The organism is Cellulomonas rhizosphaerae (assembly GCF_003470205.1).
GTDB lineage: Bacteria > Actinomycetota > Actinomycetes > Actinomycetales > Cellulomonadaceae > Cellulomonas > Cellulomonas rhizosphaerae.
In genome coordinates this window covers 44,023-69,609 of the sequence record NZ_QWKP01000215.1, presented here as the reverse complement: position 1 = coordinate 69,609, position 25,587 = coordinate 44,023, and the positions used below count along the sequence as shown (strand labels likewise).

Here is a 25,587-nt window from a genome sequence, read left to right as displayed (position 1 = left end):
ACCGCCGACCGCTGGTCGGCCGCGCTGGACCCGTTCTACGACGACCACGACGAGATCCTCACCGGCCCGCCCGCGCGTGGCCCCGCGCTCTTCCAGGTGACGCAGGCTCCGGGCACGTGGCGGGTGCGGCAGGTGCTCGACGAGGCCGAGGGCGACCACGACTGGCGCATCGAGGCGGTCGTCGACCTCGCGGCGTCCGACGAGGTGGGCGAGATCCGGCTCCGCATCGCGGCGGTCGGCGCGCTCTAGCCCCGCCGGGCGGGACCGGGAATGAGGCAAGGCTCTCCTGTGTTTGTGCAGGTCAGGGGAGGCTTTGCTTCGATGACAACCACGATTTCCCGTCCTACGGTGAGCCACATGAGCACGATCTCGGCCCACCTGATCTCCCGTCCGGCTCCCGCGTCGGACCGCGTCGCCGCGCCCGCGCCGGCCCCGCTGACCGGCAGCCGGCTCAACCAGCTGCGCGCCGGCGTGCTGGGCGCCAACGACGGCATCGTCTCGGTCGCGGCGATCGTCGTCGGCGTCGCCGGTGCCTCGTCGACCACGGCCTCGATCGTCACCGCCGGGGTCGCGGGCCTCGTCGCAGGCGCGCTGTCGATGGCCACGGGCGAGTACGTGTCGGTCAGCAGCCAGCGCGACGCCGAGCGCGCGGGCCTCGCGACGCCCGACGAGGACCTCACCAACCCGTGGCACGCCGCCGTGGCGTCGCTGTTCGCGTTCGTCGTCGGCGGCCTCGTCCCGCTGCTGGTCGCGCTCGCCCCGTGGGGCGCCGCGATCGTGCCGGCCGTGTTCGCGGCGGTCGTCGTCGCGCTCGTCGTGACCGGCGCGGTCAGCGCCCGCATCGGCGGCTCGCCCGTGCGCCGCGCCGTGCTCCGCAACGTGGCCGGCGGCTCGATCGCCATGATCGTCACGTACGCGGTCGGGTCCCTGGTGGGCCTCGCGCTCTAGGGTGGGGGCGTGACGAAGAAGGCACCGACCGGGACGCCGGCCCTCGTCGCGCTGACCGCCGCGGGCGTCGCGCACACGGCGCACGCCTACGAGCACGACCCGCACTCCGACCTCGGCTACGGCCTGGAGGCCGCGCGCGCGCTCGGCGTGCCGCCCGAGCAGGTCTTCAAGACGCTCGTGACGCACGTCGACGGAGTCCTGACCGTCGCCGTCGTCCCCGTGACGGGTCAGCTCGACCTCAAGGCCCTCGCGCACGCGTGCGGCGCCAAGAAGGCCTCGCTCGCGGACCAGCACGACGCCGAGCGAGCCACCGGCTACGTCGTCGGCGGCATCTCCCCGCTCGGCCAGCGCATGCCGCACCCCACCGTGATCGACGAGACGGTGGTGCTGTTCGACACCGTCCTCGTCTCGGGCGGGCACCGCGGGCTCGACGTCGAGCTCGCGCCCGACGACCTCGTCCGCCTGACCGACGCGACCGTGGCGGACATCGGGCGGGACTGAGTCCGTGCCCACACGAACCCCGGTACGGTCTGCACCCATGGACGACGACGTGCGCCACGCGGTCGCGGCCCGCCTCGCGGTGGTCCGCCGCCGCGTCACCGACGCCGCGCTCGCCGCCGGCCGCGACCCCGCCGAGGTGCAGCTGCTGCTCGCGAGCAAGACGATGTCCCTCGACGCCGTCGCGGCCGCGCTCGCCGCCGACGAGGGCCGCGAGGCCGGCCTGGCGCGCGTCGTGCTCGGGGAGAACCGGGTGCAGGAGCTCGTCGCGAAGGCACCGGAGCTCGCGCACCTCGAGCCGACCTGGCACGTCATCGGGCCGCTGCAGTCGAACAAGGTCAACGCCGCGCTGCGCTGGGCGTCGTGCGTCGAGTCGGTCGCGTCCGTGGACCTCGCCGAGCGGCTCGCGGCGCGCGCTGCCGGGCTCGACGTGATGGTCCAGGTCAACGTGTCCGACGAGCCGACCAAGCACGGCGTCACGCCCGACGAGGCCCTCGAGCTCGCGCTGGCCGTGGCCGCGCTGGACGGGCTGCGGCTCGTCGGGCTCATGACCGTGGGCGCGAACTCGACCGACGAGTCCGTCGTCCGTGCGGGCTACGCGCGCCTGCGCGCGCTGCGCGACGAGGTCGCCGCGTCGGTGCCGACCGCGACCGGGCTGTCGATGGGCATGAGCCGCGACCTGGAGCCGGCGATCGCCGAGGGCGCGACGATCGTCCGGATCGGGTCAGCGGTGTTCGGGGCCCGCTGACGTCAGCGAGCGGCGCGCACCATCGGTCGACCGCCGCGCAGCAGGACCTCCTGGCGGACACGCACGGAACGCCGCCGGCGGGCCACAGCCTCGCGGGCCTGCAGCACGGACATGCGGCGCAGCTCTCGGTCCAGCTGGGGCGACATGGGTCCTCCTTCGTCGCAGCCCAGGAGCCGGCATCCCCGCCCGCAGATACCTCGGCGGCCATACTGGTCCCGTGGCCGACCCCGACTCCCGCCGTCCCCGCTGGGTCTTCGGCGTGGGCACCGAGCCGGACCCGCGCTTCACGCTCGCCAACGAGCGCACGTTCCTCGCCTGGATCCGCACGTCGCTCGCGCTGCTGGCCGGCGGGGTCGCGCTCGAGGCGATCGAGCTGCCGATCTCCGGCCCGTGGCGGACCACCGCCTCCATCCTGCTCATCGTGCTCGGCATCGCCTCGCCGCTGTGGGCGTGGCTCGGCTGGGCACGGGCGGAGCGCGCGGCGCGGACGTCGGTGCCGCTCCCGGCCCCGACCGGGTCGGCGCTGCTGGCCGTCGGCGTGATCGTCGCCGGCCTCGTGGTGCTCGTCGGCAGTCTCCTGTGACCGAGGCCTGGCCGACCCGGCACGAGGGTGACGCCGGGCTGCAGCCGCACCGCACGCAGCTCGCGTGGCGCCGGACGAGCCTGGCGCTGCTCGGTGCCGCGATCGCGTCGGTCAAGGTCCTCGAGCCCGTGCTCGGGCCGTTGGCCCTGGTGATCGGCATCGTCGGCATCGTCATGGCCGGCGCCCTCGCGTGGGGCTCCTACCACCGGGCCAACCAGGAGATCGCGGGCGCCCGGCTCGTCACCACGTGCGCCGTCGTCACCGCCCTGCTGGGGCTGGGCGCGCTCGCCTTCGCGATCGGCCGCTGACCATCTACCGCCCGTAGGCCGCCGTCAGGTTGTCCGACGGCACGATGTCCTTGCCCAGCGGGAACAGCGAGATCGGCACCATCTTGAAGCTCGCGATGCCGAGCGGGATCCCGATGATCGTGATGCAGAGCGCGATGCCGGTGGCGATGTGCCCGAGGGCCAGCCAGAGCCCCGCGACGATGAACCACACCACGTTGCCGAGCACGGACCAGGCGCCCGAGGTGGGCTTGTCGACGGCCGTGCGCCCGAACGGCCAGAGCGCGTAGCCGGCGATCCGGAAGGACGCGATGCCGAACGGGATCGTGATGATGAGGATGCAGCAGATGATCCCCGCCGCCACGTAGCCGAGCGCCATCCAGAAGCCGGCCAGCACCAGCCAGATGATGTTCAGGATCGTCTTCATGACGTCACGGTACGCGGGCGGTCCACGCGTCGTCGCCGAACTTGGTGCGCGCCAGCTCGGTCGCCTCCGCGAGCTCGTCGTCGGTCAGCGCGCCGTCCACCACGTCGTAGCGGGCGCGGAAGTGGGCGGCGAACGCGTCGATCACGGCCTCGCGCGGCAGCTGCGTCTGCGAGCGCACCGGGTCGACGCGCTTGTTGGCCGACGCGGTGCCCTTGTCCGACAGCTTCTCGCGGCCGATGCGCAGCACCTCGAGCATCTTGTCCGCGTCGATGTCGTAGCTCATGGTCACGTGGTGCAGCACGGCGCCGCCGACCATGCGCTTCTGCGCCGAGCCGGCGAGCTTGCCCGCGGGCGACGCGATGTCGTTGAGCCCGGTGACGAACGCCTGCACGCCCACGTCCGCGAGCGCGCCCAGCACCCACTGGTTGAGGAACGCGTAGGACTCCTCGAACGTCATCGCGTCGACGAGCGAGGCGGGCACGACGAGCGAGAAGGTGATGCAGTTGCCCGCCTCCATGAACATCGCGCCGCCGCCGGAGATCCGCCGCACCACGGTGATCCCGTAGCGCTGCGCCGCCTCCAGATCGACCTCGTTGCGCAGCGACTGGAACGAGCCGATGATCACGGCGGGCTCGACCCACTCCCAGAACCGCAGCGTGGGCCCGCGCCGACCCGCGGCCAGCTCGGCGGTCAGCACCTGGTCGAGCGCGGCGTGCACGGCCGGCGGCATCGGCCCCGGGTGGATGAGCTCGAACGTGTGGTCCGACCACGCGGTGGAGTAGCCGAGCGCACGACGAACGGCGAGGGCGACCGCGCGTGCGTCGAAGCCGACCATCGCCACCGGTCCGGCGATCCGGCCGGCCGACTCGGCCGCCGCCAGGCCGTCGGTCACGGCCTGGGTCAGGCGTGCGGGCGTGGAGTCCTCGGGGAGCCCGTCGAGCGACGGGCCGAGCACGTCGAGCGCCTCGTCGGGCTCGAGGAAGAAGTCACCGCTGACGACCACGTCGACGAGCACGCCGTCGCGCACCTCCAGGTCCACGGCGACGAGCTTGCCGCCGGGCACCTTGTACTCGCCGTGCATCGTCAGCCCAGCCCGCCCACGGCCTGCTGCGCGCGAGCCTGCACCATCGCGTTGAGCGTCGAGGGGTCCCCCAGCGTGGCGAGCGCGGCGTCGGGGTCCGCGTCCGCGGCCAGCGCGGTGGCCGTCCAGGTCACGATGGTGTTCCCGACGAGCATGTGGCCACGGTACTCGGGCAGCGTGCTGCCCTCCGCCTGGTGCGTGCGCTCCTGGACGATCGACGGGTAGGCGCCCTGGCCCTCGATCGCGGGCTGGGCGACCCAGCTCGAGCCGTCGATGCCGGGGTTCACCTGGCTGTACTCGGGGCACGCGTCGACGGTCGTGACGAGGTCCGCGAACGCCGCGCGGGCGTCGCTCCCGTCGTCCAGCACCGTGACGCGCTGCGCCCAGTCGACTGCCTCGTTGGACGACGAGCGGGCGTCGAAGGCCTCGGGCTCGTCGGCGACCACCGTGGCGGCCGTGGTGCAGGACGCGGGCTCGATCGTCGACCCGCTCGGCAGCCCCCACGGCAGCTCGCCCGCGCCGATCCCGGGCTGCAGGGGCGACGACGCGGCCGCGGGCACGGCCGCGACGAGGTCGGCATCCGTGACGAAGAGGGTCGGCAGCGTGGTCTCGTCGAACACTGCGTCAGCACCTGGCACGGGTGCCGGCGTCGACGTCGTCGGGCTGGGCGCGCTGCTCGGGGTGCTCGGCACGTCGGAGGCCGACGACGGCGTGCTGCCGGGCGGTGGCTCCGTCTGGTGCTCGGCCCAGGGCTGCACGACGAGCAGGACGACGGCCGCGGCGACGGCGACCACCACGATCCACCACCACCAGCGCGAACGTTCCTCGACCTGCTCGGAGGACGCGCCTGGTCCGGGCGGCTGCGGCTGCGTGCCGGCCAACGGGCCGCTCCCCTCGTCGTCCTCCGTGCTGTCCCCCCGAGGCTATGCCGCGACGGGCGTCGCCGCAGCGGACTCGCTCATCGCGGCGCGACGCCGCGGTTGCGCAACCCCCAGATGGCGGAGTCCGTCAGCGCCTCCCAGGACGCCTCGAGCAGGTTCGGGCCGACCCCGACGGTGCTCCACGCGGTCTGCCCGTCGCTCGTCTCGATGAGCACGCGGGTCACCGCGTCGGTGCCGTGCATCGAGTCGAGGATGCGGACCTTGAAGTCGATGAGCTCGAAGCTCTCGAGCTCGGGGTACACCTTGATCAGTGCCTGGCGCAGCGCGTGGTCGAGCGCGTTGACCGGGCCGTTGCCCTCCCCCGTGCTGACGTGCCGCTCACCGCCCGCGTGCAGCTTGACCGTCGCCTCGGCGGTCGCGGGGGTACCGCGGCTCCCGCTGCGCTCGACGATCGTGCGCCACGACTCGACCCGGAAGTACTGCGGGCGCTCGCCGTCGATCTCCTCGACGAGCAGCAGCTCGAAGGACGCGTCGGCGGCCTCGTACGTGTAGCCGTTGGCCTCGGCGTCCTTGACGCGGTCGGTCACGCGGCCGAGCAGCTCCGAGCGGCCCGCGAGGTCGAAGCCGAGCTCGCGGCCCTTGAGCTCGATCGACGCGCGGCCCGCCATGTCGCTGACGAGCATGCGCATGTCGTTGCCCACGAGGGCCGGGTCGATGTGCTGGTACAGGTCCGGGTCGACCTTGATCGCCGAGGCGTGCAGGCCCGCCTTGTGCGCGAACGCGCTCGCGCCCACGTACGGGGAGCGCGCGAACGGGGAGATGTTGGTGATCTCGCTGATCGCGTGCGCGATGCGGGTCAGGTCGGCGAGCCCGCCGTCACCCGAGGCGAGCACCGAGCGGCCGTACTTGAGCTCGAGGTTGGCGACGATGGCGAGCAGGTCGGCGTTGCCCGTGCGCTCGCCGTAGCCGTTGACCGTGCCCTGGATGTGGCTGCACCCCGCCTCGACGGCGGCCAGGGTGTTGGCGACCGCACAGCCCGAGTCGTTGTGCGCGTGCATGCCGAGGATCGCGTCCGGGCCGACGACCCCGCGCAGCTCGTGCACGATGTCCGCGACCCAGGTCGGGACCATGCCGCCGTTGGTGTCGCACAGCGCGACGACCTCGGCACCCGCCTCGAAGCCGGCCACCACGGCGGCGCGCGTGTAGTCCGCGTCGAACCGGTAGCCGTCGAAGAAGTGCTCGGCGTCGACGACCACGCGCCGCCCCTCGCGCACGAGGAACGCCACGGTGTCGGCGATCATCGCGATGTTCTCCTCGCCCGTGGTCCGCAGCGCGCGCTCGGCGTGCCGCAGGTCGTGCTTCGCGACGATCGCGACGACGGGGGCCTCGGAGTCGACGAGGGCACGCACCTGCGGGTCGTCGACCGCACGGACGCCGGGCTTGCGCGTCGAGCCGAACGCCGCGAGCTCGGCGTTGCGCAGGTCGAGCTCCTTGGCGGCGCGCTTGAAGAACTCCGTGTCCTTGGGCACCGCGCCCGGCCAGCCGCCCTCGATGAACCCGACCCCCAGCTCGTCGAGCAGCGGGGCGATGGCGAGCTTGTCGGCGACCGACAGGTTCATCCCCTCCTGCTGCGCACCGTCGCGCAGCGTCGTGTCGTAGACGTGGAACTGGGGTGTCGTGGGTGCAGTCACGATCGGCTCTCTTCGTTACGGTCCTGCTGGCGTGCGGTCCTGCGTCGCCGTGCTCCGCGGGGGTGGTGCGGGGACGGACGACGACGCTGTCGAGACGCTAGTCGCACGGGCTGGGTGGGCCCGACCAACAAAAAGACCCCCCGGGGTACGGGAGGTCTGCGCATCGACGTGGTGGTCGATGCGCTACTCGATCATGAGCGCCGGGCGTGAGGTGGTGGTCACAGCGTCATCGTGGCACACGTCCTGCCCTGCGGTCACCCGTTCCACCTCGTGGACATGCGTGGGCGCTGTCGCCACGGGCGTTTCCTCCGCTTCGCCGGGCTGACGCGCGTCCGGATCGCTACGTTGGCCGGGATGCCGGCGTCGTGCCGGTGCGATCGTCCCGCCGTGCGTCCCAGGCACCCGAGCTCGAGGAGCCCTCATGTCCGTTCCCCCGGACCAGCCGCCGACCACCCGCATCCCGGCCGCGGGACGGTTCGACCCGCCGCCGGCAGCCCCCGAGCCCGCGCCGGCGCCCGCCGCGCCACCCGCCGCGCCCGCCGTGCCGCCTGCCGTCGAACCGCCCGTCTACGCGACCACGCCCGCGCCCTCCCCCGCGCTCCCGACGCAGCCGACGACCCCGCCGCGCGCCGGCCTGGCGGCGGGCCCGTACTGGGGCGGCGTCGTGGCGACCGCGGTGGTCGCCGCGCTGATCGGCATCGCGGGCGTCGTCATCTTCCAGAACATCCTCGACGTCAAGCTCACCTACCAGGACCCGTTCGACACGGACTCCACGATGGCCGCGTACGCGATCGGCGGGGCCGTCGCGGCGATCCTCGCCGGCGGGCTGCTGCACCTGCTCGTGCTCTCGACGCCGCGGCCGCGCGCGTTCTTCGGCTGGATCATCGGCCTCGCGACCCTCGTCGCGGCCCTGCTCCCGCTCACCTGGACCGACGACACCACGCGCGCCGTCTCGTCGGGCGCCATCAACCTGCTGATCGGCATCGCGATCTGGTCCCTGCTCGCGGGGGTCCTGTCCCGCACGGCACGCCTCGTGCCCGCGCACTGACCCCGGACGCGACGAAGGGCCGCCCCGCAGGGCGGCCCTTCGTCGTCGCGGTCAGACCAGGCGGTGCAGCCAGCTGTGCCGGTCGGTCGACCGGCCGTACTGGATGTCCGTGAGCTCGGCGCGGATGCGCGTGGTCACCGGGCCCGCGTCGCCGTCGCCGACCACCAGGTCGAAGTCGTCGCTCGCGAGGCGCCCGATGGGCGTGATGACGGCGGCCGTGCCGCACGCGAACACCTCGGCGATCGACCCGTCCGCCAGGCCCTCGCGCACCTCGGCGATGGGCAGCGGGCGCTCGGAGACCTCGTGGCCGGCGTCGACGAGCAGCTGGATGATCGACGAGCGCGTGACGCCCTCGAGGATCGAGCCCGACATCTGCGGGGTCGAGACGCTGCCGTCGGCGTTGACGAGGAACACGTTCATCCCGCCGAGCTCCTCGAGCAGCGTGTTCGTCGACGCGTCGAGGAAGCAGACCTGCTCGAAGCCCTTGTCGTACGCGTTCTGCTGCGGCAGCAGGCTCGCGGCGTAGTTGCCCCCGCACTTGGCCGCGCCCGTGCCGCCCGCACCCGCGCGGTGGTACTCCTGGTCCACCCAGATCGCCACGGGCCGCACGCCGCCCGCGAAGTACGGGCCGACGGGCGAGGCGATGACGAGGAACTCCGCCTCGAGCGAGGGACGAACGCCGAGGAAGGACTCCGAGGCGTACATGAACGGGCGCAGGTAGAGGCTCGTCTCCTCGCCGGAGGGCACCCAGGCCAGGTCGGTGCGCACGAGCGCCTCGATCGCACCGAGGAAGTCGGTCTCGGGCAGCACGGGCAGTGCGAGGCGCTGGGCCGAGCGCGCGAAGCGGGCCGCGTTGGCGCTCGGGCGGAACGTCCAGACGGTGCCGTCCGGGTGCCGGTACGCCTTGAGGCCCTCGAAGATCTCCTGCGCGTAGTGCAGGACGGCGGTCGCGGGGTCGAGCTGCAGCGGGCCGTACTTCTCGACGCGACGGTCCTGCCAGCCCGACTCTTGCGTGAACGAGACGCGGGCCATGTGCTCGGTGAACACGGTGCCGAACTTGGGGGCGGCCAGCGCTGCCTCGCGCTGCTCGTCCGGGACGGGCGTGGTGGTCCGGCGGATCTCGAAGAGGTCAGCGGACGTGGGGGACGTGAGGGTGCTCATGACGGGGCCTTTCACCAGGGTCGAGTTGACGGTACCGGTGACGACGGCCGGGAGGACAGGCGAACCGCACGGGCCGGGGCCCGGGGTGCACGCGCGAAGGGTCAGCCGGCGATGCGCGCGGCGAGGTCCTTGCCCACCTCGGCCGTCGACCGTACTCGGCCCGCACGCTCGGCGATGTCGGCGGCGACGGCCGCCTCGACCGTGCGCGCCTGGGTCGCGAGGCCCAGGTGGTCCAGCAGGAGCGCGACGGACAGCACCGTGGCGGTCGGGTCCGCCTTGCCCTGCCCCGCGATGTCCGGGGCGGAGCCGTGCACGGGCTCGAACATGCTCGGCGACGTACGGTCCGGGTTGATGTTTGCGGACGCGGCCAGGCCGATGCCGCCCGTGATCGCCGCCGCGAGGTCCGTGAGGATGTCGCCGAACAGGTTGTCCGTGACGATGACGTCGAACCGCGCGGGGTTGGTGACCAGGAAGATCGTGGCCGCGTCGACGTGCAGGTAGTCGACCGTCACGTCGGGGAACTCGGCGTTGACGGCCTCGACCGTGCGGCGCCACAGGTGGCCGGCGTGCACCAGGACGTTGTGCTTGTGCACGAGCGTGAGCTTCTTGCGCGGGCGGGCCGCCGCGCGGGCGAACGCGTCACGGACCACGCGCTCGACGCCGAACGCGGTGTTGATGCTCACCTCGTTGGCGATCTCGTGCGGCGTGCCCACGCGGATCGCACCACCGTTGCCGACGTACGGGCCCTCGGTGCCCTCGCGCACCACGACGAAGTCGATCTCGCCCGGGTTCGCCAGCGGTGTCGGGACGCCCGGGAACAGCTTGCTCGGGCGCAGGTTCACGTAGTGGTCCAGCGCGAAGCGCAGCTTGAGCAGCAGCCCGCGCTCGAGCACGCCGCTCGGCACCGTCGGGTCGCCGATGGCGCCGAGCAGGATCGCGTCGTGCGTGCGGATCGCGTCGAGGTCGGTGTCCGTCAGCGTCTCGCCGGTCGCGTGCCAGCGGCGCGCGCCCAGGTCGAAGTCGGTGGTGGACACGCCGACGCCGGTGCCCGTCAGGGCCGCCTCGAGCGCGAGCAGCCCCTGCTCGACGACCTCGGTGCCGATGCCGTCACCGGCGACGACGGCGAGGTTGATGGTGCGGGCGTCGGCGTGGCTGCTCATGCGATCCACCCTAGACCGGCGTCCACCTCTCGGGACGACCATCTCATCTAGTGGCGATCAGTCGACGGCGGGCGTCGGTCCGCTCGTCGGGTAGACGAGCTCGAAACGCTCGACGACCTCGGTGCCGGACTCGATTTCCGTGGTCCGGATCAGCGCGCGGGGCTCGCCGGCGCCGTCCAGCACGATCGCGAGGTCGCCGACGCGCGGCAGCTCGTCGCCGAACTCGTCGCGCGGCGCCGAGGTGGACGTTCGGGACCCGGCCAGGACCTCGGTGAGGAGAGCGTCGGCCTCCTCCCCCTCGCCGAACGAGAACGACGGCGGCGGGACGACGTCCAGCGGGCTGCCGCCGACGATCGACTCCATCTTGCCGAAGCCCACGTGGCCGCGGGCCGCCTGCCAGAACGCGGTGATGCGGTCGTCGGCGTCCGTCGCGATGTTCTCGGCCTCGTACTGGTCGTCCCCGGTTGCCGCGTCGTCGCCAGTTGTGTCGTTGCTCATCGCCAGCCCTTCGTCGTCGTTGCGCCCATCCTTGCGCACGAACGACGAACGGCACCCCGGGTGACCGGGGTGCCGTTCGGTGAAACGTGAGGTCAGCGCGCGGCCGAGCCCTCGACATAATCGGAGTCCGAGGGCTTGACCCACGCGAACAGCTTGCGCAGTTCGCGGCCCACGGGCTCGATCGGGTGGTTCTGGCCCTTGTCGCGCAGCTCCTTGAACTCGGGAGCGCCCGCGTCCTGGTCGTTGATGAACCGCTCGGCGAACGCGCCGTTCTGGATGTCCGCGAGCACGGCCTGCATGTTCGCCTTGACGTCCGGCGTGATGACGCGGGGGCCGGAGACGTAGTCGCCGTACTCGGCGGTGTCGGAGACCGACCAGCGCTGCTTGGTGATGCCGCCCTCGAAGATGAGGTCGACGATGAGCTTGAGCTCGTGCAGCACCTCGAAGTACGCGACCTCGGGCTGGTAGCCCGCCTCGGTCAGCGTCTCGAAGCCGTACTGGATGAGCTGGCTGACGCCACCGCACAGGACCGCCTGCTCCCCGAACAGGTCGGTCTCGGTCTCCTCGGTGAAGGTCGTCTTGATGCCGGCGGCGCGCAGGCCACCGATCGCCTTGGCGTAGGACAGCGCGAGCGCCCAGGCGGAGCCCGAGGCGTCCTGCTCGACGGCGACGATCACGGGCACGCCGCGGCCGTCGACGTACTCGCGACGGACCAGGTGGCCGGGGCCCTTGGGCGCGACCATGAAGACGTCGTTCTCGGCCGCCGGCTTGATGTAGCCGAAGCGGATGTTGAAGCCGTGGCCGAAGACCAGGGCGGCGCCCGGCTGCAGGTTGGGCTCGATCTCGTCGCGGTAGACGATGCGCTGGACCTGGTCGGGCGCGAGGATCACGACGACCTCGGCGCCGGCGACGGCCTCGGCGACCGTGGCGACCTTGAGGCCCTCGTTCTCGGCCTTGGCGCGGGACGCGGAGCCCTCGCGCAGACCGACGGTCACGTCGACGCCGGAGTCGCGCAGGTTGAGCGAGTGCGCGTGCCCCTGGCTGCCGTAGCCGATGACGGCGACCTTCTTGGACTGGATCAGCGACAGGTCGGCATCGTCGTCGTAGAACAGCTCAGCCACGGTGGAACTCCTTAGGTGATGTGGGTGTGCGAGACAAGAGGTATCAGGCGGAGCGCGAGACGCGCTCGAGCGCCCGGTCCGTGATCGAGCGGGAACCGCGTCCGATGGCGACCGTGCCGGACTGCACGATCTCCCGGACGCCGAACGGCTCGAGCGCCGCGAGCAGCGCCTCGAGCTTCCCCGGGGACCCGGTCGCCTCGATGACGACCGAGTCGGGCACCACGTCGACGACGTGGGCCCGGAACAGGTTGACGATCTCCAGGACGCCGGTGCGCTGCGACGCGTCCGCGCGCACCTTGACCAGCAGCAGCTCACGCTGCACGGAGGCGGCGTCCTCGAGCTCGACGATCTTGATGACGTTGATCAGCTTGTTCAGCTGCTTGGTCACCTGCTCGAGCGGGAGCTCGTCGACGTCCACGACGACGGTGATCCGGGAGATCTCGTCGTGCTCGGTGGGGCCGACCGCGAGCGAGTGGATGTTGAACGATCGTCGGGCGAACAGGCCCGCGACGCGCGTGAGCACGCCCGGCTTGTTCTCGACGAGCACCGACAGTGTGTGACGGCTCATCTGGATCAGTCCTCCCGGTCCCACGCCGGGCTGATGCCACGGGCGTACTCGATCAAGTCGTTGCTGCCGCCCGAGGCGATCATCGGCCAGACCATCGCGTCACGGGAGACCGTGAAGTCCACGACGACGGGCTGGTCGTTGATCTCCAGCGCCCGCTTGATCGTCGCGTCGACGTCGGCCTTCGACTCGCACCGCAGGCCCACCGCCCCGTACGCGTCCGCGAGCTTGACGAAGTCGGGCACGCGCCGCGTGCCGTGGCCCGTGTGCAGGTCGGTGTGGGAGTAGCGCGACTCGTAGAACAGCGTCTGCCACTGCCGGACCATGCCCAGCGACGAGTTGTTGATCACCGCGACCTTGATCGGGATGTCGTTGATCGTGCAGGTGGCCAGCTCCTGGTTGGTCATCTGGAAGCAGCCGTCGCCGTCGATCGCCCAGACCGTGCGGTCCGGCTGGCCGACCTTGGCGCCCATCGCGGCCGGCACCGAGTAGCCCATGGTGCCCAGGCCGCCCGAGTTGAGCCACGCGTTGGGCCGCTCGTACTTGATGAACTGCGCGGCCCACATCTGGTGCTGGCCGACGCCGGCGACGTAGACCGCGTCCGGGCCGGTCAGCTCGCCGATCCGGGAGATGACGTGCTGCGGGGCGAGCAGGCCGTCGGTCGTCTCGTCGAAACCCAGCGGGAACGAGTCGCGCAGGCCGCTCAGGAACGCCCACCACGCCTCGACGTCCGGCTTGCCGTGCTGCGCGTGCTCGCGGGCGAGCTCGGGCAGCAGGTCCGCCAGGACCTCGCGCAGGTCGCCGACGATCGGCACGTCCGCGGTGCGGTTCTTGCTGATCTCGGCCGGGTCGATGTCCGCGTGCACGACGGCCGCGTCGGGCGCGAAGCTCGACAGCAGGCCGGTCACGCGGTCGTCGAACCGCGCGCCGAGCGCGACGACGAGGTCGGCCTTCTGCAGTGCGGCGACGGCCGGGACCGTGCCGTGCATGCCGGGCATGCCCAGGTGCTGCGGGTGCGAGTCAGGCAGCGCACCGCGGGCCATGAGCGTCGTGACGACGGGAGCGCCGGACGCGTCGACGAGCGCCCGCAGCTGCGCGGAGGCGCGGGCGCGGATGACGCCGCCGCCCACGTACAGGACGGGCCGACGAGCGGTCGCGAGCAGCCGGGCCGCCTCGCGGATCTGCTTGGCGTGCGGCTTGGTGACCGGGTGGTAGCCCGGCAGCGAGATCTCCTGCGGCCAGGTGAACGTGGTCTGCGCCTGCATCGCGGACTTGGCGATGTCGACGAGCACGGGGCCGGGGCGGCCGGTCGAGGCGATGTGGAACGCCTCGGCGATGACCCGCGGGATGTCGTCGGGGTCGGTCACCAGGTAGTTGTGCTTGGTCACCGGGAGCGTGATGCCGACGATGTCGGCCTCCTGGAACGCGTCGGTGCCGATCAGCGACGCGCCGACCTGGCCGGTGATGGCGACGAGCGGCACCGAGTCCATGTGCGCGTCGGCGATCGCGGTCACGAGGTTGGTCGCACCCGGGCCGGACGTGGCCATGCAGACGCCGACCTTGCCGGTCGCCGACGCGTAGCCCGCGGCCGCGTGGCCGCCGCCCTGCTCGTGGCGCACGAGGATGTGGCGGACGCGGGTCGAGTCCATGAGCGGGTCGTACGTCGGCAGGATCGCGCCGCCGGGGATGCCGAAGACGACCTCGGCGCCGACCTCCTCGAGCGAGCGGACGATCGACTTGGCGCCCGTGACCTGCTCGGTGATCGAGCTGGTCGCGGGGCTGGTCGACGAGGTGGCTGCCGAGACGGAGGCCGAGCGCGGGCTGACCACGGCCGAGCCGTGGGCGGGCGGAGCGGGCGTGCGCGGCGGTGCCGGGTGGGGACCGGTCATCGTTGTTCTCTCCCTGCGTGCGGTGGTGCTGCGGGGTCATGCCTTGCGGTCGTCGTCCGGGCCGGACAACAGAAAACCCCTCGAGGCCGCGTGGGCCGAACGAGGGGTGAGCGCGCTGACGAGGCCTGTGCGGGTGGCCTCAGCCGGCGCGCTCAGGAAGTACTACGAGGATGATCGTCTGCACGCCAGCGAGGCTACGCCTCCGTAGGCTGGCTGTCACGCCGTCTCACATCGTGGTTCACGGGACCACTCTGTGGAACCGGTTCACGCCACGTCGCGCCGTCGGAACACCACCCACGCCACCAGGACCAGCGCGACGACGACCCCGCCCAGCTGGAGCCCGGCCTGTGTCATGTGCGTGACCTGCTCGACACCGACGCACTGCATCGTCCCGTCCTCGGCTCGGGAGCACTCGTCGACGTAGTAGCTCGCACTCCCCTGCACCCAGGCGACGATGTCGAACGACAGCGTGTAGGGACGCATGCCCGAGACTGCGCTGCCGATGACGCCTTCCCACACCACGGCCCAGCCGATCACCGCACCGAGCACGGCGGCCGTGTGTCGCAGCAGGAACGCGAGGGCAGCCGCGCCGGCGGCGAAGCCGAGTCCGAGCGCGACCAGTCGCAGCGAGGTGTCGACGTAGGGCCGGTAGCCGTGTGGGCCGAGGTCACCGATGGTCCCGTGCGACCGGTACGCCAGCCAGATGCCGAAGGCAGCGACGGCCGTGGAGACCAGCACCGCCGGCGCGACGCCCAGGACGGCCGCCACGACCTTGCTCCAGTAGACCCGGTTGCGCCTCGGCGCGAAGGTCAGCCAGTTGCTGATCGCACCGGTGGCGAACTCCGCCGCGATGAAGCTGACCGCCATGAGCGACGGCGCGAGCACCAGCGGGATGGCCAGGTTGCTCAGCTTCCCCTGCCCCGCCTCGGCGAACGGGGGGTCCGCGTTGACGAAGTCCTGGAGCGAGGGCGCGGGGTAGTCGCAGGTCCAGCCGGTGGTGTCGTCGCCGTTGTCCTTCGCCTGCTGCAGCTGGTCCAGGCAGTCGGCCTCGTACTGGTCGTTGTTCGCCTCCCAGTCGGCGAGGCTCTGCTCGTAGTACGTCTGGGCGTCCGCGAGGTCGGCCGCCGACGGCGGGGACGACGAGCGCCACGCATCGAGCACGATGAGCCCGGAGACCGCGACGAGGCCGACCGCGACGCACCACACGAGGATGCGCGCGAAGAACCGCGCGAGCTCGACCCGCACCAGCCGCGTCACTCCGCACCGCCCTTCTGGGCGCGCCGACCGTGCGGGGCATGGTCCGCGGACTCGGCGTGCGTGCCCGGTCCTTGCCCGGCCGTGAGCTCCAGGAACACCGACTCCAGGTCGGCGCGCACGGGGACCAGCTCATTCACGAAGATCCCGGCACCGGCGAGGACCTGCGTGATCCGGCCGGGGTCCGGCGCCCCCTCGACGACGAGCAGGTGCCCGTCGAGACGCGCGGACCATCCCTGCGCGGCCAGCACAGGACCGGCCACCGCCGGGTCCGGCACACCGACGCGCACCGCGGTCGTCGCCGCGGCGCCGATGAGGTCGGTCACGCGGCCGCTCGCGACGAGCCGGCCGCGGGCGATGATCGAGACCGTGTCGGCGACGAGCTCGACCTCGTTGAGGATGTGGCTCGAGACGAGCACCGTCTTGCCCCGGTCCGCGAGCCCGCGCATCGTGCCGCGGATCTCGCGGATGCCCGCGGGATCCAGGCCGTTGGTCGGCTCGTCGAAGATCAGCAGGTCGGGGTCCTTCAGGAGCGTGGCCGCGATGGCGAGGCGCTGCTTCATACCGAGGGAGTAGCCGCGGTAGCGGTCCTTCGCGCGGTCGGCGAGGCCGACGTCCGCGATGACGACGTCGACGAGCTTCGGGTCCACGCCGATCGCGCCCGCAAGCAGCGTGAGGTTGCGGCGGCCGGAGAAGTTCGGGAAGAACTTGGGCTGCTCGACGATGGCACCCACGCGACCGACGACCTCCGGGAGCGCCTTCGGCACCTCCTGGTCGAAGAGCCGCATCGTGCCGGCGTCGGCGCGGATCAGCCCGAGGAGCATCCGGATCGTCGTCGTCTTGCCCGAGCCGTTGGGGCCGAGGAACCCGTGCACGCCGCCGACGGGCACGTCGAGGTCGAGTCCCTCGACCGCGACCGACCGCGTCATGTTGAGCTTGCGGTAGGTCTTGCGCAGTCCCCGAGTCGAGATCGCCAGGTCAGCGGTCACGAAGCCCCCTTCGTCGTGCGCGCCTCGTCGTCGCGACTGCCCGAACCGTACCTGGCCGACGGGCGTCGCGTGGGCGAAACGGCAGGTCAGATGTGCGCGTCAGGTGACGGCGCGACGACGGAACACGAGCGCTCCGATCGCGAGGACCACGGCGGCCGTGAGCAGGAGGACGAGGCCGCCCTGCGCGGAGCCGACGGTCCGAGCCACGTCCTCGCACACCTGAGCCCCGAGGACGTCGGGATCGGGCCTGCACTCCTGCACGGTGTACTCCGCGCCGCCCTCCAGCCACGCTCGCAGGTTGAGCCCGAGCGTGGCGGGCGCGAGCGCCGGGATGATCTGCGGCAAGGCGACCTCGACCGCGAGCGCCCACCAGACGACGATTCCTGCCACCGCGGCTGCGTTCCTGACGGCGAAGGCCAGACCAGCGCCCAGCACGGCCGCGACTGCCGCTGCTGGGAGCAGGTGGGTCACGAAGCGCAGGAGATCGGTCCACACGGACGCCTCGCCCAGATCCAGCCCTCGGACGAGGTACACCAGGACGACTCCGCCGATCGTCACGGCCAGCGCTGCGAGCGCCGCCGGGAGGACGCCGATCACGGCCGCCCCGGTCTTGGACGCGAGCACCCGGCTGCGTCGTGGCGCGAACGTGAGCCACGTGCCCATGGTGCGGGCGCCGAACTCGGCGGTGACGAAGCTGACCCCCATCGCCAGCGCAGCGATCAGGACGGGGACCTTCATCCCGCCGACGGCGTCACCGAGCTCCCACGAGAGCTCGGGGGGCTCGGGGATGTACTGCGACAGCGTGGGGAGGTCGGGCGGCCGGCAGTCGAGGTCATTGCCCTCGTCGGTCGCCTGCAGCTCGAGGCAGCGCTCGACGAACTGCTTCGCGCCCTCGGCGTCGACGCGGAACGCCTCCGTCGCCGCCGCGACCTCCGCCGCCGATGCTGGAGCGGTGTGGCCCCAGGTCATGAGCACGTACCCCGAGCCCGTGAGCAGGAGGAGTCCGGCGACGAGCCACAGCACGCCGCGGCAGCGGAACCGCTCGAGCTCGATGCGCAGGAGCGTCGTCATGCACCGACCCCCTGCGGCCGGGCGGCGCCCTGCGCGCCCGTGAGCTCGAGGAACACCTGCTCGAGGTCGGGCCGCTCGGCGACCAGCTCGCGCGCGTACACGCCGGCGTCGGCCAGCACGCGGGAGATCTCGACCGGATCGTCCACACCCTCGACGACGAGGACCTCGCCGTCGCGGCGCACGATCCAGCCGCGTCGCTCGAGCGCCTCGCCTCCCCTGACGGGATCCGTCACGTCCACCCGGACCGCTCCCCTGGCGCGCGACCCGATGAGGTCCGCGACCCGCCCGTCGGCGACGAGCCGTCCGCCGACCACGATCGAGACGGTGTCGGCGACCTGCTCGACCTCGGCGAGCATGTGGCTCGACACGAGCACGGTGCGCCCGGCGTCGGCCAGCGCCCGCATGATCGTCCGGACGTCGTGGACGCCGGCCGGGTCCAGCCCGTTGGTCGGCTCGTCGAAGATCACGAGCTCGGGGTCCTTGAGGAGCGTCGACGCGACCGCGAGGCGCTGCTTCATCCCCAGCGAGTACGAGCGGTACCGGTCGCCCGCGCGGTCGGCCAGCCCGACCTGCGCGAGCAGGCCGTCGACCTTCGCCCCGGCACCGACGGACTGCGCGAGCAGCGACAGGTTCCTGCGGCCGGAGAACGCCGGGTAGAACCGCGGCTGCTCGACGATCGCACCGACCTTGGCGACCGCGGCCCCCAGCCCACCGGGCAGGTCGTGACCCAGCACCCGGATCGAGCCCGAGTCGGGACGCTCCAGGCCGAGCAGCATCCGGATCGTCGTCGTCTTCCCGGCGCCGTTGGGGCCGAGGAAGGCGTGCACGCCGCCGACCGGCACCTCGAGGTCGAGCCCCTCGACCGCGACCACCTCACGCAGCGTGAAGGACCGGTAGGTCTTGCGCAGGCCCCTGGTCCGGATCGCCGGTTCGTCGCTCACGCGTGGTCGTCCCCCTCGAGCAGCCCGCCGCCGGCACCCCCGGCATGCTCAGCGCATCGGCATCGCACGGGCGAGGGTTGAGGGGTCCGCGCTGGTCAGCGCGGCGCGGGGTCCATGTCGAAGCCGGGCAGCCCGTCGATGCTCACGCGGTTCTTCAGCCGCCGGTAGTCCGCGCGCCCCCCGGCGCCCTTGCGCTCCATGTACGGCGGCAGCAGGTCGCGCTCGCCCTCGTAGCTCATGAGCGGCACGCCGTAGCCGCACGAGTCGGAGACGCGGTCGACGTCGACGAGGATCACGGCCCGGGTGCCGCGCTCCTCCGGCAGGTCGGCGGGGAACCGCGCGAGCAGGTCGTCGAAGCCCTCGTCGTACAGCGTGACGAAGCGGCCCCGGCCGTGCAGGCGGACGATGTTGGGCGGGCCGTCGAAGGCGCAGAACATGATCGTGATGCGGCCGTTCTCGCGCAGGTGCGCGATCGTCTCCGAGCCGCTGGCGGTGAGGTCGACGTAGGCGACGGTGTGCTCGTCGATCACGACGAACGAGCCGGGGATGCCCTTCGGCGACACGTTGACGTGCCCGTCCGGCCCGCTCGGCGCGGTGGCGACGAAGAACATCGGCTGCTTCTCGACGAAGGTTCGCAGGCGACCGTCGATCGACTCGTGCACCTTTCCCATGCACCGCACGCTAGCCCTGCGTCGCCCGGGCCGGCTCGGTGATTCGCAGCGTGGGCAGGCCGCGCCGCCGGACCAGCCACTCGGCGACGACGAGGTTGGGCAGCCAGCACAGGAACGGCACCGCGGCGTACGCGTTGGCGAACGCCGCCTCGGCGTCGAACGCACCCGAGACGAACGGAACCTGCGCCGCGATCAGCACGCCTGTCCACGCGCGCAGCATGACCGCGGCGTAGGTGAGCGCGAAGTTGCGGATCATCCAGGCCTGGTGCGCGCGCACGTCGCCGGAGCGGATCGCGCGGTAGCCGCGCCAGGCGGTGAGCAGCCACAGGACGGCGAGCGTGCCGAACCCGAAGAAGCCGACGATGCCCGCGGTGTTGAACGGCGCCAGCGCGAGCGCACCGAGGCCGGCGATCCCCACCGCCCCGAGGTAGACCCGGCCGAGCGCGCGGTGCACCACCGGCCGTCGTCGGCGCAGGCCCGCCCAGAACTGGAACGGCCCGACGAGCAGCGCGATGCCGCCCGCCACGACGTGCACGTAGAACGCGGCGAGGATCGCCGCGGACCGGCCGGCGTACCCGGACGCGAGCCCGGCGTCGTCCGCCGCGAGCGCCTCGAGCGACTGCACGAGATAGGGGCTGACCGCGTAGGTGGCGATCGCGACCGAGGTCAGGGTCACGACCGTCCAGCTCGCGCGGCGCGGGCGGCGGGTGACCTGGCGGAGCGGGGCGGGCGTGGCCGTCGTCGTCATGTCGACGACGCTAGGGACGCCCGTGGCGCGGGTCTGTGCGGCAGCCCCACCGAGCTATCGGTGGGGCTGCCCTACTGTCAGATCAGGACGGCGCCCTTCGAGGCCGACTGCACGAGCTTCGCGTACTTGGCCAGCACACCGCGCGTGTACGTCGGGGGCAGCGGCGCCCAGCCGGCCCTGCGGCCGTCGAGGACGTCCTGCTCGACGAGGACGTCGAGGGTCTCGTTCGCCACGTCGAGCCGGATCCGGTCGCCGTCCTGGATGAACGCGATGGGTCCGCCGTCGACGGCCTCGGGGGCGACGTGGCCGACGCACAGCCCCGTCGTGCCGCCGGAGAAGCGGCCGTCGGTGAGCAGCAGGACGTCCTTGCCGAGCCCGGCGCCCTTGATCGCGCCCGTGATGGCCAGCATCTCGCGCATGCCCGGGCCGCCCTTGGGGCCCTCGTAGCGGATCACGACGACGTCGCCCGCGACGATCGTGCCGTCCTCGAGCGCGTCCATCGCGGCCCGCTCGCGGTCGAACACCCGGGCGGTGCCCTCGAACACGTCGGAGTCGAAGCCTGCCGACTTCACGACTGCACCCTCCGGGGCCAGCGACCCGTGGAGGATCGTGATGCCGCCCGTGCGGTGGATCGGGTTGTCGAGCGCGCGCAGGATCTTGCCGTCCGGGTCCGGCGGGTTCACGTCGGCGAGGTTCTCGGCGATGGTCTTGCCGGTCACCGTGAGGCAGTCGCCGTGCAGCAGGCCGGCGTCGAGGAGCGCCTTCATGACGACGGGGACGCCGCCGATGCGGTCGATGTCGTTCATGACGTAGCGGCCGAACGGCTTGAGGTCGCCCAGGTGCGGCACGCGGGCCGCGACGCGCGAGAAGTCGGCGAGCGTGAGGTCGACCTCGGCCTCGTGCGCGATCGCGAGCAGGTGCAGCACGGCGTTCGTCGAGCCGCCGAACGCCATGACCACGGCGATCGCGTTCTCGAACGCCTCCTTGGTCATGATCTGGCGCGCGGTGATGCCCTTGCGGAGCATCTCGACGACGGCCTCGCCGGACTTGTGCGCGAACGCGTCGCGGCGACGGTCGGCCGACGGCGGGGCGGCGGAGCCCGGGATCGACATGCCGATCGCCTCGGCCACCGAGGCCATCGTGTTGGCGGTGTACATGCCGCCGCACGCGCCCTCGCCGGGGCAGATGGCGCGCTCGATGCGGTCCACGTCCTCGCGGCTCATCAGCCCTCGAGCGCACGCGCCGACGGCCTCGAACGCGTCGATGATCGTCACGTCCTTCTCGGTGCCGTCTTCGAGCTTGACCCAACCCGGGGCGATCGAGCCCGCGTAGAGGAACACGCTCGCGAGGTCCAGGCGCGCTGCGGCCATCAGCATCCCGGGCAGCGACTTGTCGCAGCCCGCGAGCAGCACCGAGCCGTCGAGGCGCTCGGCCTGCATGACCGTCTCGACCGAGTCCGCGATGATGTCGCGGCTCACGAGCGAGAAGTGCATGCCCTCGTGGCCCATCGAGATGCCGTCGGACACCGAGATCGTGCCGAACTCCAGCGGGTAGCCCCCCGCGGCGTGCACGCCGGCCTTGGCGGCCTGCGCGAGCCGCTGCAGCGAGAGGTTGCACGGCGTGATCTCGTTCCACGAGCTCGCGACGCCGATCTGCGGCTTGGCGAAGTCGTCGTCGCCGAGCCCGACGGCCCGGAGCATGCCGCGCGAGGCGGTCGCCTCCAGCCCGTCGGTGACGGTGCGGGAGCGGGGCTTGATGTCGACGTCACCGGTGACTTCGGGCGTAGCGGTCATGTTTCGGAGTGTAGGACCGGCCCAGGTCAGGTGCTATGCGCGACCGCCCACGCGTCGCGGTCGGACCAGGCATGATGGCGTGGCCGAAGGACGACGACGCCAGGAGGACAGCACCGTGCACGTGCAGATCGACGACGGGCCCGCATTCGCGTTCGCGGAGATCACCCTGCCGCCGGGCGGATCGGTCCGGGTGGAGTCGGGGGCCATGGCGAGCCAGCGTGGCGACGTCACCGTGGAGACCTCCACGCGCGGCGGGTTCATGAAGGGGCTGCGGCGCGCGTTCGGCGGCGAGAGCTTCTTCGTCAACGACTTCACGTCGGCGTACGGCGGCACGCTGGGCATCGCGCCGGCGCTGCCCGGGGACATCGCCCAGGTGCACCTCCCGGGCGGTGACGAGCTGCTCGTGCAGTCCGGCGGGTGGCTCGCGTCCGACCTCAGCGTCGAGGTCGACTCGTCGTGGGGCGGCGCGAGGGGATTCTTCTCCGGCGCGGGCCTGATCCTGCTGCGGTGCTCCGGCCAGGGCGACCTGCTCGTCGCGGCGTACGGCGGCATCCGCGGCGCGACGCTCGCGCCCGGCGAGCGGATGGTCATCGACACCGGGCACGTCGTCGCCTTCGAGAGCACCGTGCAGTACTCGATCCGCAAGGCCGGCAACTGGAAGACGACCTTCCTGGGCGGCGAGGGGCTGGTGGCCGAGTTCATCGGGCCCGGGCAGGTGTTCATGCAGACCCGCAGCACCAGCGATCTCATCAGCTGGCTCGACGCCCGGCTGCCGCGGCACGACTCGTCCAACAACTGACGGCTCCGCGGCCGCACGCACCGGGCCTGAGCCCCGGCGTCCTCAGCGGCGGCGCAGGAGCGAGACGTCGCGGACCGCGCCGCGGTCGGCCGACGTGGCCATCGCCGCGTAGGCCTGGAGCGCGGGAGACACGTATCGGTCGCGGTTCAGCGGCTGCCACGGGTTCTCCGAGGCCTCCATCTTGGCGCGACGCTCGGCGAGGACCTCATCGGGCACGTTGACCCGGATGAGGCGCGTCTCGACGTCGATCTCGATCTCGTCGCCGTCCTCGATCAGGCCGATCGTGCCGCCGGCCGCGGCCTCGGGCGAGATGTGGCCGACGGAGATGCCGCTCGAGCCGCCGGAGAAGCGGCCGTCGGTGATCAGCGCGCAGACCTTGCCCAGCCCGCGGCCCTTGATGAACGAGGTCGGGTAGAGCATCTCCTGCATGCCGGGGCCGCCCGCGGGACCCTCGTAGCGCACGACGACCACGTGGCCGGGCTCGACCTGCTTGGTGAGGATCTTCTCGACGGCCTCGTCCTGCGACTCGCAGACCAGCGCGCGGCCGACGAAGTGGAAGACGTCGGGGTCGATCCCGGCGGTCTTGAGCACGGCGCCGTCCTCGGCGAGGTTGCCGCGCAGCACCGCGAGGCCGCCCTCGACCGTGTAGGCGTGCTCGAGGTCGCGGATGCAGCCGTTCGCGGCGTCGGTGTCGAGGCGGTCCCAGCGGTTCTGCGTCGAGAACGCCTGCGTGGTGCGCACTCCCCCGGGCGCGGCGTGGAACAGCTCGATCGCCTTGTCCGTCGCCTTGCCCCCGCGCACGTCCCAGTCGTCGAGCCAGCCGCGCAGGGTCGGCGTGTGGACGGAGGTGACGTCGTGGTCGAGCAGCCCGGCGCGGTCGAGCTCGCCCAGCAGCGCGGGGATGCCACCGGCCCGGTGGACGTCCTCCATGTGGAAGTCCGGGTGGTTCGGCGCGACCTTCGACAGGCACGGCACACGGCGCGAGAGGCCCTCGATGTCGGTGAGGTCGAAGTCGACCTCACCCTCCTGGGCCGCGGCGAGGATGTGCAGGACGGTGTTGGTCGAGCCGCCCATGGCGACGTCGAGCGTCATGGCGTTGGCGAACGCGGCCTTGGTCGCGATCCCGCGGGGCGCGGCGGTGTCGTCCTCGTCCTCGTAGTAGCGACGGGCGAGGTCGACGATCGTGCGGCCGGCCTCGAGGAACAGCTCGCGGCGGGCGGCGTGCGTGGCCAGCGTCGAGCCGTTGCCGGGCAGCGACAGGCCGAGCGCCTCGGTGAGGCAGTTCATGGAGTTGGCCGTGAACATGCCCGAGCACGAGCCGCACGTGGGGCACGCGGCCTCCTCGACGGCGGCCAGTGCCTCGTCGCTCACGTTGTCGTCGGCCGAGTAGTTGATCGCGTTGATGAGGTTCAGGGGCGTGGACGCGATGCCGTTGGCGACGATCGCCTTGCCTGCCTCCATGGGCCCGCCCGAGACGAAGATGACCGGGATGTTCAGGCGCAGCGCCGCGTTGAGCATGCCGGGCGTGATCTTGTCGCAGTTGGAGATGCACACGAGCGCGTCGGCGCAGTGCGCCTGGACCATGTACTCGACCGAGTCGGCGATCAGGTCGCGGCTGGGCAGCGAGTAGAGCATGCCCGCGTGACCCATCGCGATGCCGTCGTCGACCGCGATGGTGTTGAACTCCTTGGACACGCCGCCCGCCTCGCGGATGGCCGAGGCGACGAGGTCGCCCATGTCCTTGAGGTGCACGTGGCCGGGGACGAACTGCGTGTAGGAGTTCGCGATGGCGATGATCGGCTTGCCGAAGTCCTCCGACCCCATGCCGGTCGCGCGCCACAGGGCGCGGGCGCCGGACATGTTGCGGCCGTGGGTGGACGTCCGAGAGCGCAGGGGGCGGCTCATACCGGTCAGCTCCTTCAACAACGCGAGAACGGCCGCACCGCGCGGCTGCCGCGTCAGGCTACGTCTGCCTGCGGAAACGTTCGCAGGGCGTCCGCCTCGTGGTCCACGGAGTCAGGAGCTCGATCGGCCCTGCCACGTGCACACGCACACCTCGTTGCCCTCGACGTCGGCGACGATCCAGAACGCCGGTGCCGAGCTGTCGCTGACGAGGTGACCGCCGGCAGCGACCGCCGCCTGCACGCGGGCCTCGGCCTGATCGTGCGGGACGGCGATGTCGACGTGGATCCGGTTGCGCTGCTCGCGCGGCTCGTCCATCTGCTGGAACCACACGGTCGGGCCGACGCCCGCCGGGTCACGCAGCTCGGTGTACTTCTCCTCGTCGGCCACCTCCGGAGAGCCGAACGGCGCCAGCCTCGCCTCGTCGTAGGCGAGCACGGCTCCCCAGAACGGGCGCACGCGCGGGATGTCGAGCGCGTCGACCGCGATCTCGAGCATCTCCGAGCGAGGAACCGCACCCGTCAGCCCGAGCTCGTCGGCAACCTCCGAGACCGCAGCCGCGAGGTCGATGTCGCGTTGCGTCAGGCCGTCGACGTCGTGGCTCGACGTCGTGACCGTCACCTGCCCCCAGCGCAGCAGCACGTCCGGGTGATGGTCGAGGCCGTCGGCGATCTCCGCGATGCGCGCGACGAACGCTGCGCCGGACGCGAAGTCCGGGCCCGTGAACGTCGCACGCAAGCGGCGCAGCATCACGCGCCAGTGCCGTGCGTCGACGGCGTCGGTCACGGCGGAGGACGAGAGGTTCTCGACAGGATCGGCCATGCCTCCCAGCCTGG

At 72.1% G+C, this 25,587-nt stretch carries 28 protein-coding genes; 8 read left to right on the top strand and 20 right to left on the bottom strand.

The features are described from left to right. The 4 genes from D1825_RS14665 to D1825_RS14650 all read left to right on the top strand — a co-directional run. Positions 1 to 249: DUF3516 domain-containing protein (locus D1825_RS14665; RefSeq protein WP_118768151.1), on the top strand; the 249-nt coding region annotated here is incomplete at its 5' end. 108 nt (positions 250 to 357) lie between these two features. Then, complete coding sequence (locus D1825_RS14660; RefSeq protein ID WP_118768150.1) at positions 358 to 948, top strand: VIT1/CCC1 transporter family protein; 591 nt, start codon at positions 358 to 360, stop codon at positions 946 to 948. Between the two features lie 9 nt (positions 949 to 957). Beyond that, positions 958 to 1,449 (top strand): Cys-tRNA(Pro) deacylase, encoded by a 492-nt coding sequence (gene ybaK, locus D1825_RS14655; protein ID WP_118768149.1) that lies wholly within the window; start codon positions 958 to 960, stop codon positions 1,447 to 1,449. A 37-nt stretch (positions 1,450 to 1,486) separates the two neighbouring features. Then, entirely contained in the window at positions 1,487 to 2,194 is a 708-nt protein-coding gene (locus D1825_RS14650) for a YggS family pyridoxal phosphate-dependent enzyme (RefSeq protein ID WP_118768148.1), read from the top strand. A gap of 2 nt (positions 2,195 to 2,196) precedes the next feature. On the opposite strand, the gene D1825_RS18300 is transcribed toward D1825_RS14650, so the two are convergent. After that, on the bottom strand, positions 2,197 to 2,340 hold the full coding sequence (locus D1825_RS18300; protein ID WP_158580744.1) for a hypothetical protein: 144 nt from the start codon (positions 2,338 to 2,340) through the stop codon (positions 2,197 to 2,199). Between the two features lie 71 nt (positions 2,341 to 2,411). Between D1825_RS18300 and D1825_RS14645 the strand changes: the two genes are divergently transcribed. Together D1825_RS14645 and D1825_RS14640 are read left to right on the top strand one after the other, a co-directional pair. Then, positions 2,412 to 2,777, top strand: coding sequence for a YidH family protein (locus D1825_RS14645; RefSeq protein ID WP_118768147.1), 366 nt, complete (start codon positions 2,412 to 2,414; stop codon positions 2,775 to 2,777). Further along, entirely contained in the window at positions 2,774 to 3,085 is a 312-nt protein-coding gene (locus D1825_RS14640; protein ID WP_158580743.1) for a DUF202 domain-containing protein, read from the top strand. Before D1825_RS14645 ends, D1825_RS14640 begins: the two co-directional genes overlap by 4 nt. A 4-nt stretch (positions 3,086 to 3,089) precedes the next feature. On the opposite strand, the gene D1825_RS14635 is transcribed toward D1825_RS14640, so the two are convergent. The 4 genes from D1825_RS14635 to cimA all read right to left on the bottom strand — a co-directional run bounded on the left by D1825_RS14635 (position 3,090) and on the right by cimA (position 7,141). Beyond that, entirely contained in the window at positions 3,090 to 3,488 is a 399-nt protein-coding gene (locus D1825_RS14635) for a YccF domain-containing protein (protein ID WP_118768145.1), read from the bottom strand. Positions 3,489 to 3,492: 4 nt separating this feature from the next. Beyond that, the gene (locus D1825_RS14630; RefSeq protein WP_118768144.1) at positions 3,493 to 4,569 is read right to left on the bottom strand and encodes a lipoate--protein ligase family protein; all 1,077 of its coding nucleotides are present in this window, start codon (positions 4,567 to 4,569) and stop codon (positions 3,493 to 3,495) included. A gap of 2 nt (positions 4,570 to 4,571) precedes the next feature. After that, entirely contained in the window at positions 4,572 to 5,450 is an 879-nt protein-coding gene (locus D1825_RS14625; RefSeq protein ID WP_118768143.1) for a hypothetical protein, read from the bottom strand. Positions 5,451 to 5,527: 77 nt separating this feature from the next. Further along, positions 5,528 to 7,141: a citramalate synthase gene (gene cimA / locus D1825_RS14620; protein WP_118768142.1), complete on the bottom strand. Its 1,614-nt coding sequence runs from the start codon at positions 7,139 to 7,141 to the stop codon at positions 5,528 to 5,530. Between the two features lie 421 nt (positions 7,142 to 7,562). On the opposite strand from cimA, the gene D1825_RS14615 reads away from it, so the two are divergent. Beyond that, the gene (locus D1825_RS14615) at positions 7,563 to 8,189 is read left to right on the top strand and encodes a DUF6069 family protein (RefSeq protein ID WP_118768141.1); all 627 of its coding nucleotides are present in this window, start codon (positions 7,563 to 7,565) and stop codon (positions 8,187 to 8,189) included. A 51-nt stretch (positions 8,190 to 8,240) separates the two neighbouring features. On the opposite strand, the gene D1825_RS14610 is transcribed toward D1825_RS14615, so the two are convergent. The 13 genes from D1825_RS14610 to ilvD (D1825_RS14550) all read right to left on the bottom strand — a co-directional run bounded on the left by D1825_RS14610 (position 8,241) and on the right by ilvD (D1825_RS14550) (position 22,050). Further along, a complete protein-coding gene (locus D1825_RS14610) occupies positions 8,241 to 9,350 on the bottom strand; it encodes a branched-chain amino acid aminotransferase (RefSeq protein ID WP_118768140.1) in 1,110 nt (369 codons plus the stop codon). 101 nt (positions 9,351 to 9,451) lie between these two features. Continuing rightward, complete coding sequence (locus D1825_RS14605; protein ID WP_118768139.1) at positions 9,452 to 10,510, bottom strand: 3-isopropylmalate dehydrogenase; 1,059 nt, start codon at positions 10,508 to 10,510, stop codon at positions 9,452 to 9,454. 57 nt (positions 10,511 to 10,567) lie between these two features. Further along, the gene (locus D1825_RS14600) at positions 10,568 to 11,008 is read right to left on the bottom strand and encodes an ASCH domain-containing protein (protein WP_233549919.1); all 441 of its coding nucleotides are present in this window, start codon (positions 11,006 to 11,008) and stop codon (positions 10,568 to 10,570) included. A gap of 92 nt (positions 11,009 to 11,100) precedes the next feature. Next, the gene (gene ilvC, locus D1825_RS14595) at positions 11,101 to 12,129 is read right to left on the bottom strand and encodes a ketol-acid reductoisomerase (protein WP_118768138.1); all 1,029 of its coding nucleotides are present in this window, start codon (positions 12,127 to 12,129) and stop codon (positions 11,101 to 11,103) included. 43 nt (positions 12,130 to 12,172) lie between these two features. Then, positions 12,173 to 12,697, bottom strand: a complete 525-nt coding sequence (gene ilvN / locus D1825_RS14590) for an acetolactate synthase small subunit (RefSeq protein WP_118768137.1) — start codon at positions 12,695 to 12,697, stop codon at positions 12,173 to 12,175. 5 nt (positions 12,698 to 12,702) lie between these two features. Beyond that, complete coding sequence (locus tag D1825_RS14585) at positions 12,703 to 14,583, bottom strand: acetolactate synthase large subunit (protein ID WP_118768136.1); 1,881 nt, start codon at positions 14,581 to 14,583, stop codon at positions 12,703 to 12,705. A gap of 264 nt (positions 14,584 to 14,847) precedes the next feature. Continuing rightward, complete coding sequence (locus tag D1825_RS14580; protein ID WP_118768135.1) at positions 14,848 to 15,840, bottom strand: ABC transporter permease subunit; 993 nt, start codon at positions 15,838 to 15,840, stop codon at positions 14,848 to 14,850. Further along, positions 15,837 to 16,766, bottom strand: coding sequence for an ABC transporter ATP-binding protein (locus D1825_RS14575; protein WP_118768157.1), 930 nt, complete (start codon positions 16,764 to 16,766; stop codon positions 15,837 to 15,839). Before D1825_RS14575 ends, D1825_RS14580 begins: the two co-directional genes overlap by 4 nt. Before the next feature lie 159 nt (positions 16,767 to 16,925). Then, complete coding sequence (locus D1825_RS14570; protein WP_118768134.1) at positions 16,926 to 17,897, bottom strand: ABC transporter permease subunit; 972 nt, start codon at positions 17,895 to 17,897, stop codon at positions 16,926 to 16,928. Next, entirely contained in the window at positions 17,894 to 18,838 is a 945-nt protein-coding gene (locus tag D1825_RS14565) for an ABC transporter ATP-binding protein (RefSeq protein ID WP_233549918.1), read from the bottom strand. The genes D1825_RS14570 and D1825_RS14565 overlap by 4 nt, the downstream gene beginning before the upstream one ends. A 95-nt stretch (positions 18,839 to 18,933) precedes the next feature. Next, complete coding sequence (locus tag D1825_RS14560) at positions 18,934 to 19,509, bottom strand: pyridoxamine 5'-phosphate oxidase family protein (RefSeq protein ID WP_118768133.1); 576 nt, start codon at positions 19,507 to 19,509, stop codon at positions 18,934 to 18,936. Positions 19,510 to 19,519: 10 nt separating this feature from the next. Then, positions 19,520 to 20,257 (bottom strand): DUF2306 domain-containing protein, encoded by a 738-nt coding sequence (locus D1825_RS14555; protein ID WP_118768132.1) that lies wholly within the window; start codon positions 20,255 to 20,257, stop codon positions 19,520 to 19,522. A gap of 77 nt (positions 20,258 to 20,334) precedes the next feature. After that, positions 20,335 to 22,050, bottom strand: a complete 1,716-nt coding sequence (gene ilvD / locus D1825_RS14550; protein ID WP_118768131.1) for a dihydroxy-acid dehydratase — start codon at positions 22,048 to 22,050, stop codon at positions 20,335 to 20,337. A 115-nt stretch (positions 22,051 to 22,165) separates the two neighbouring features. Here ilvD (D1825_RS14550) and D1825_RS14545 point away from each other — a divergent pair, with 115 nt between their 5' ends. Beyond that, positions 22,166 to 22,849, top strand: a complete 684-nt coding sequence (locus tag D1825_RS14545) for a TIGR00266 family protein (protein ID WP_199721609.1) — start codon at positions 22,166 to 22,168, stop codon at positions 22,847 to 22,849. A 42-nt stretch (positions 22,850 to 22,891) separates the two neighbouring features. Here the strand turns inward: D1825_RS14545 and ilvD (D1825_RS14540) are convergent, their stop codons facing one another. Together ilvD (D1825_RS14540) and D1825_RS14535 are read right to left on the bottom strand one after the other, a co-directional pair. Next, the gene (ilvD, locus tag D1825_RS14540) at positions 22,892 to 24,754 is read right to left on the bottom strand and encodes a dihydroxy-acid dehydratase (RefSeq protein ID WP_118768129.1); all 1,863 of its coding nucleotides are present in this window, start codon (positions 24,752 to 24,754) and stop codon (positions 22,892 to 22,894) included. Positions 24,755 to 24,865: 111 nt separating this feature from the next. Next, a complete protein-coding gene (locus tag D1825_RS14535) occupies positions 24,866 to 25,573 on the bottom strand; it encodes a 4a-hydroxytetrahydrobiopterin dehydratase (RefSeq protein ID WP_118768128.1) in 708 nt (235 codons plus the stop codon). Between the last annotated feature and the right edge of the window lie 14 nt (positions 25,574 to 25,587).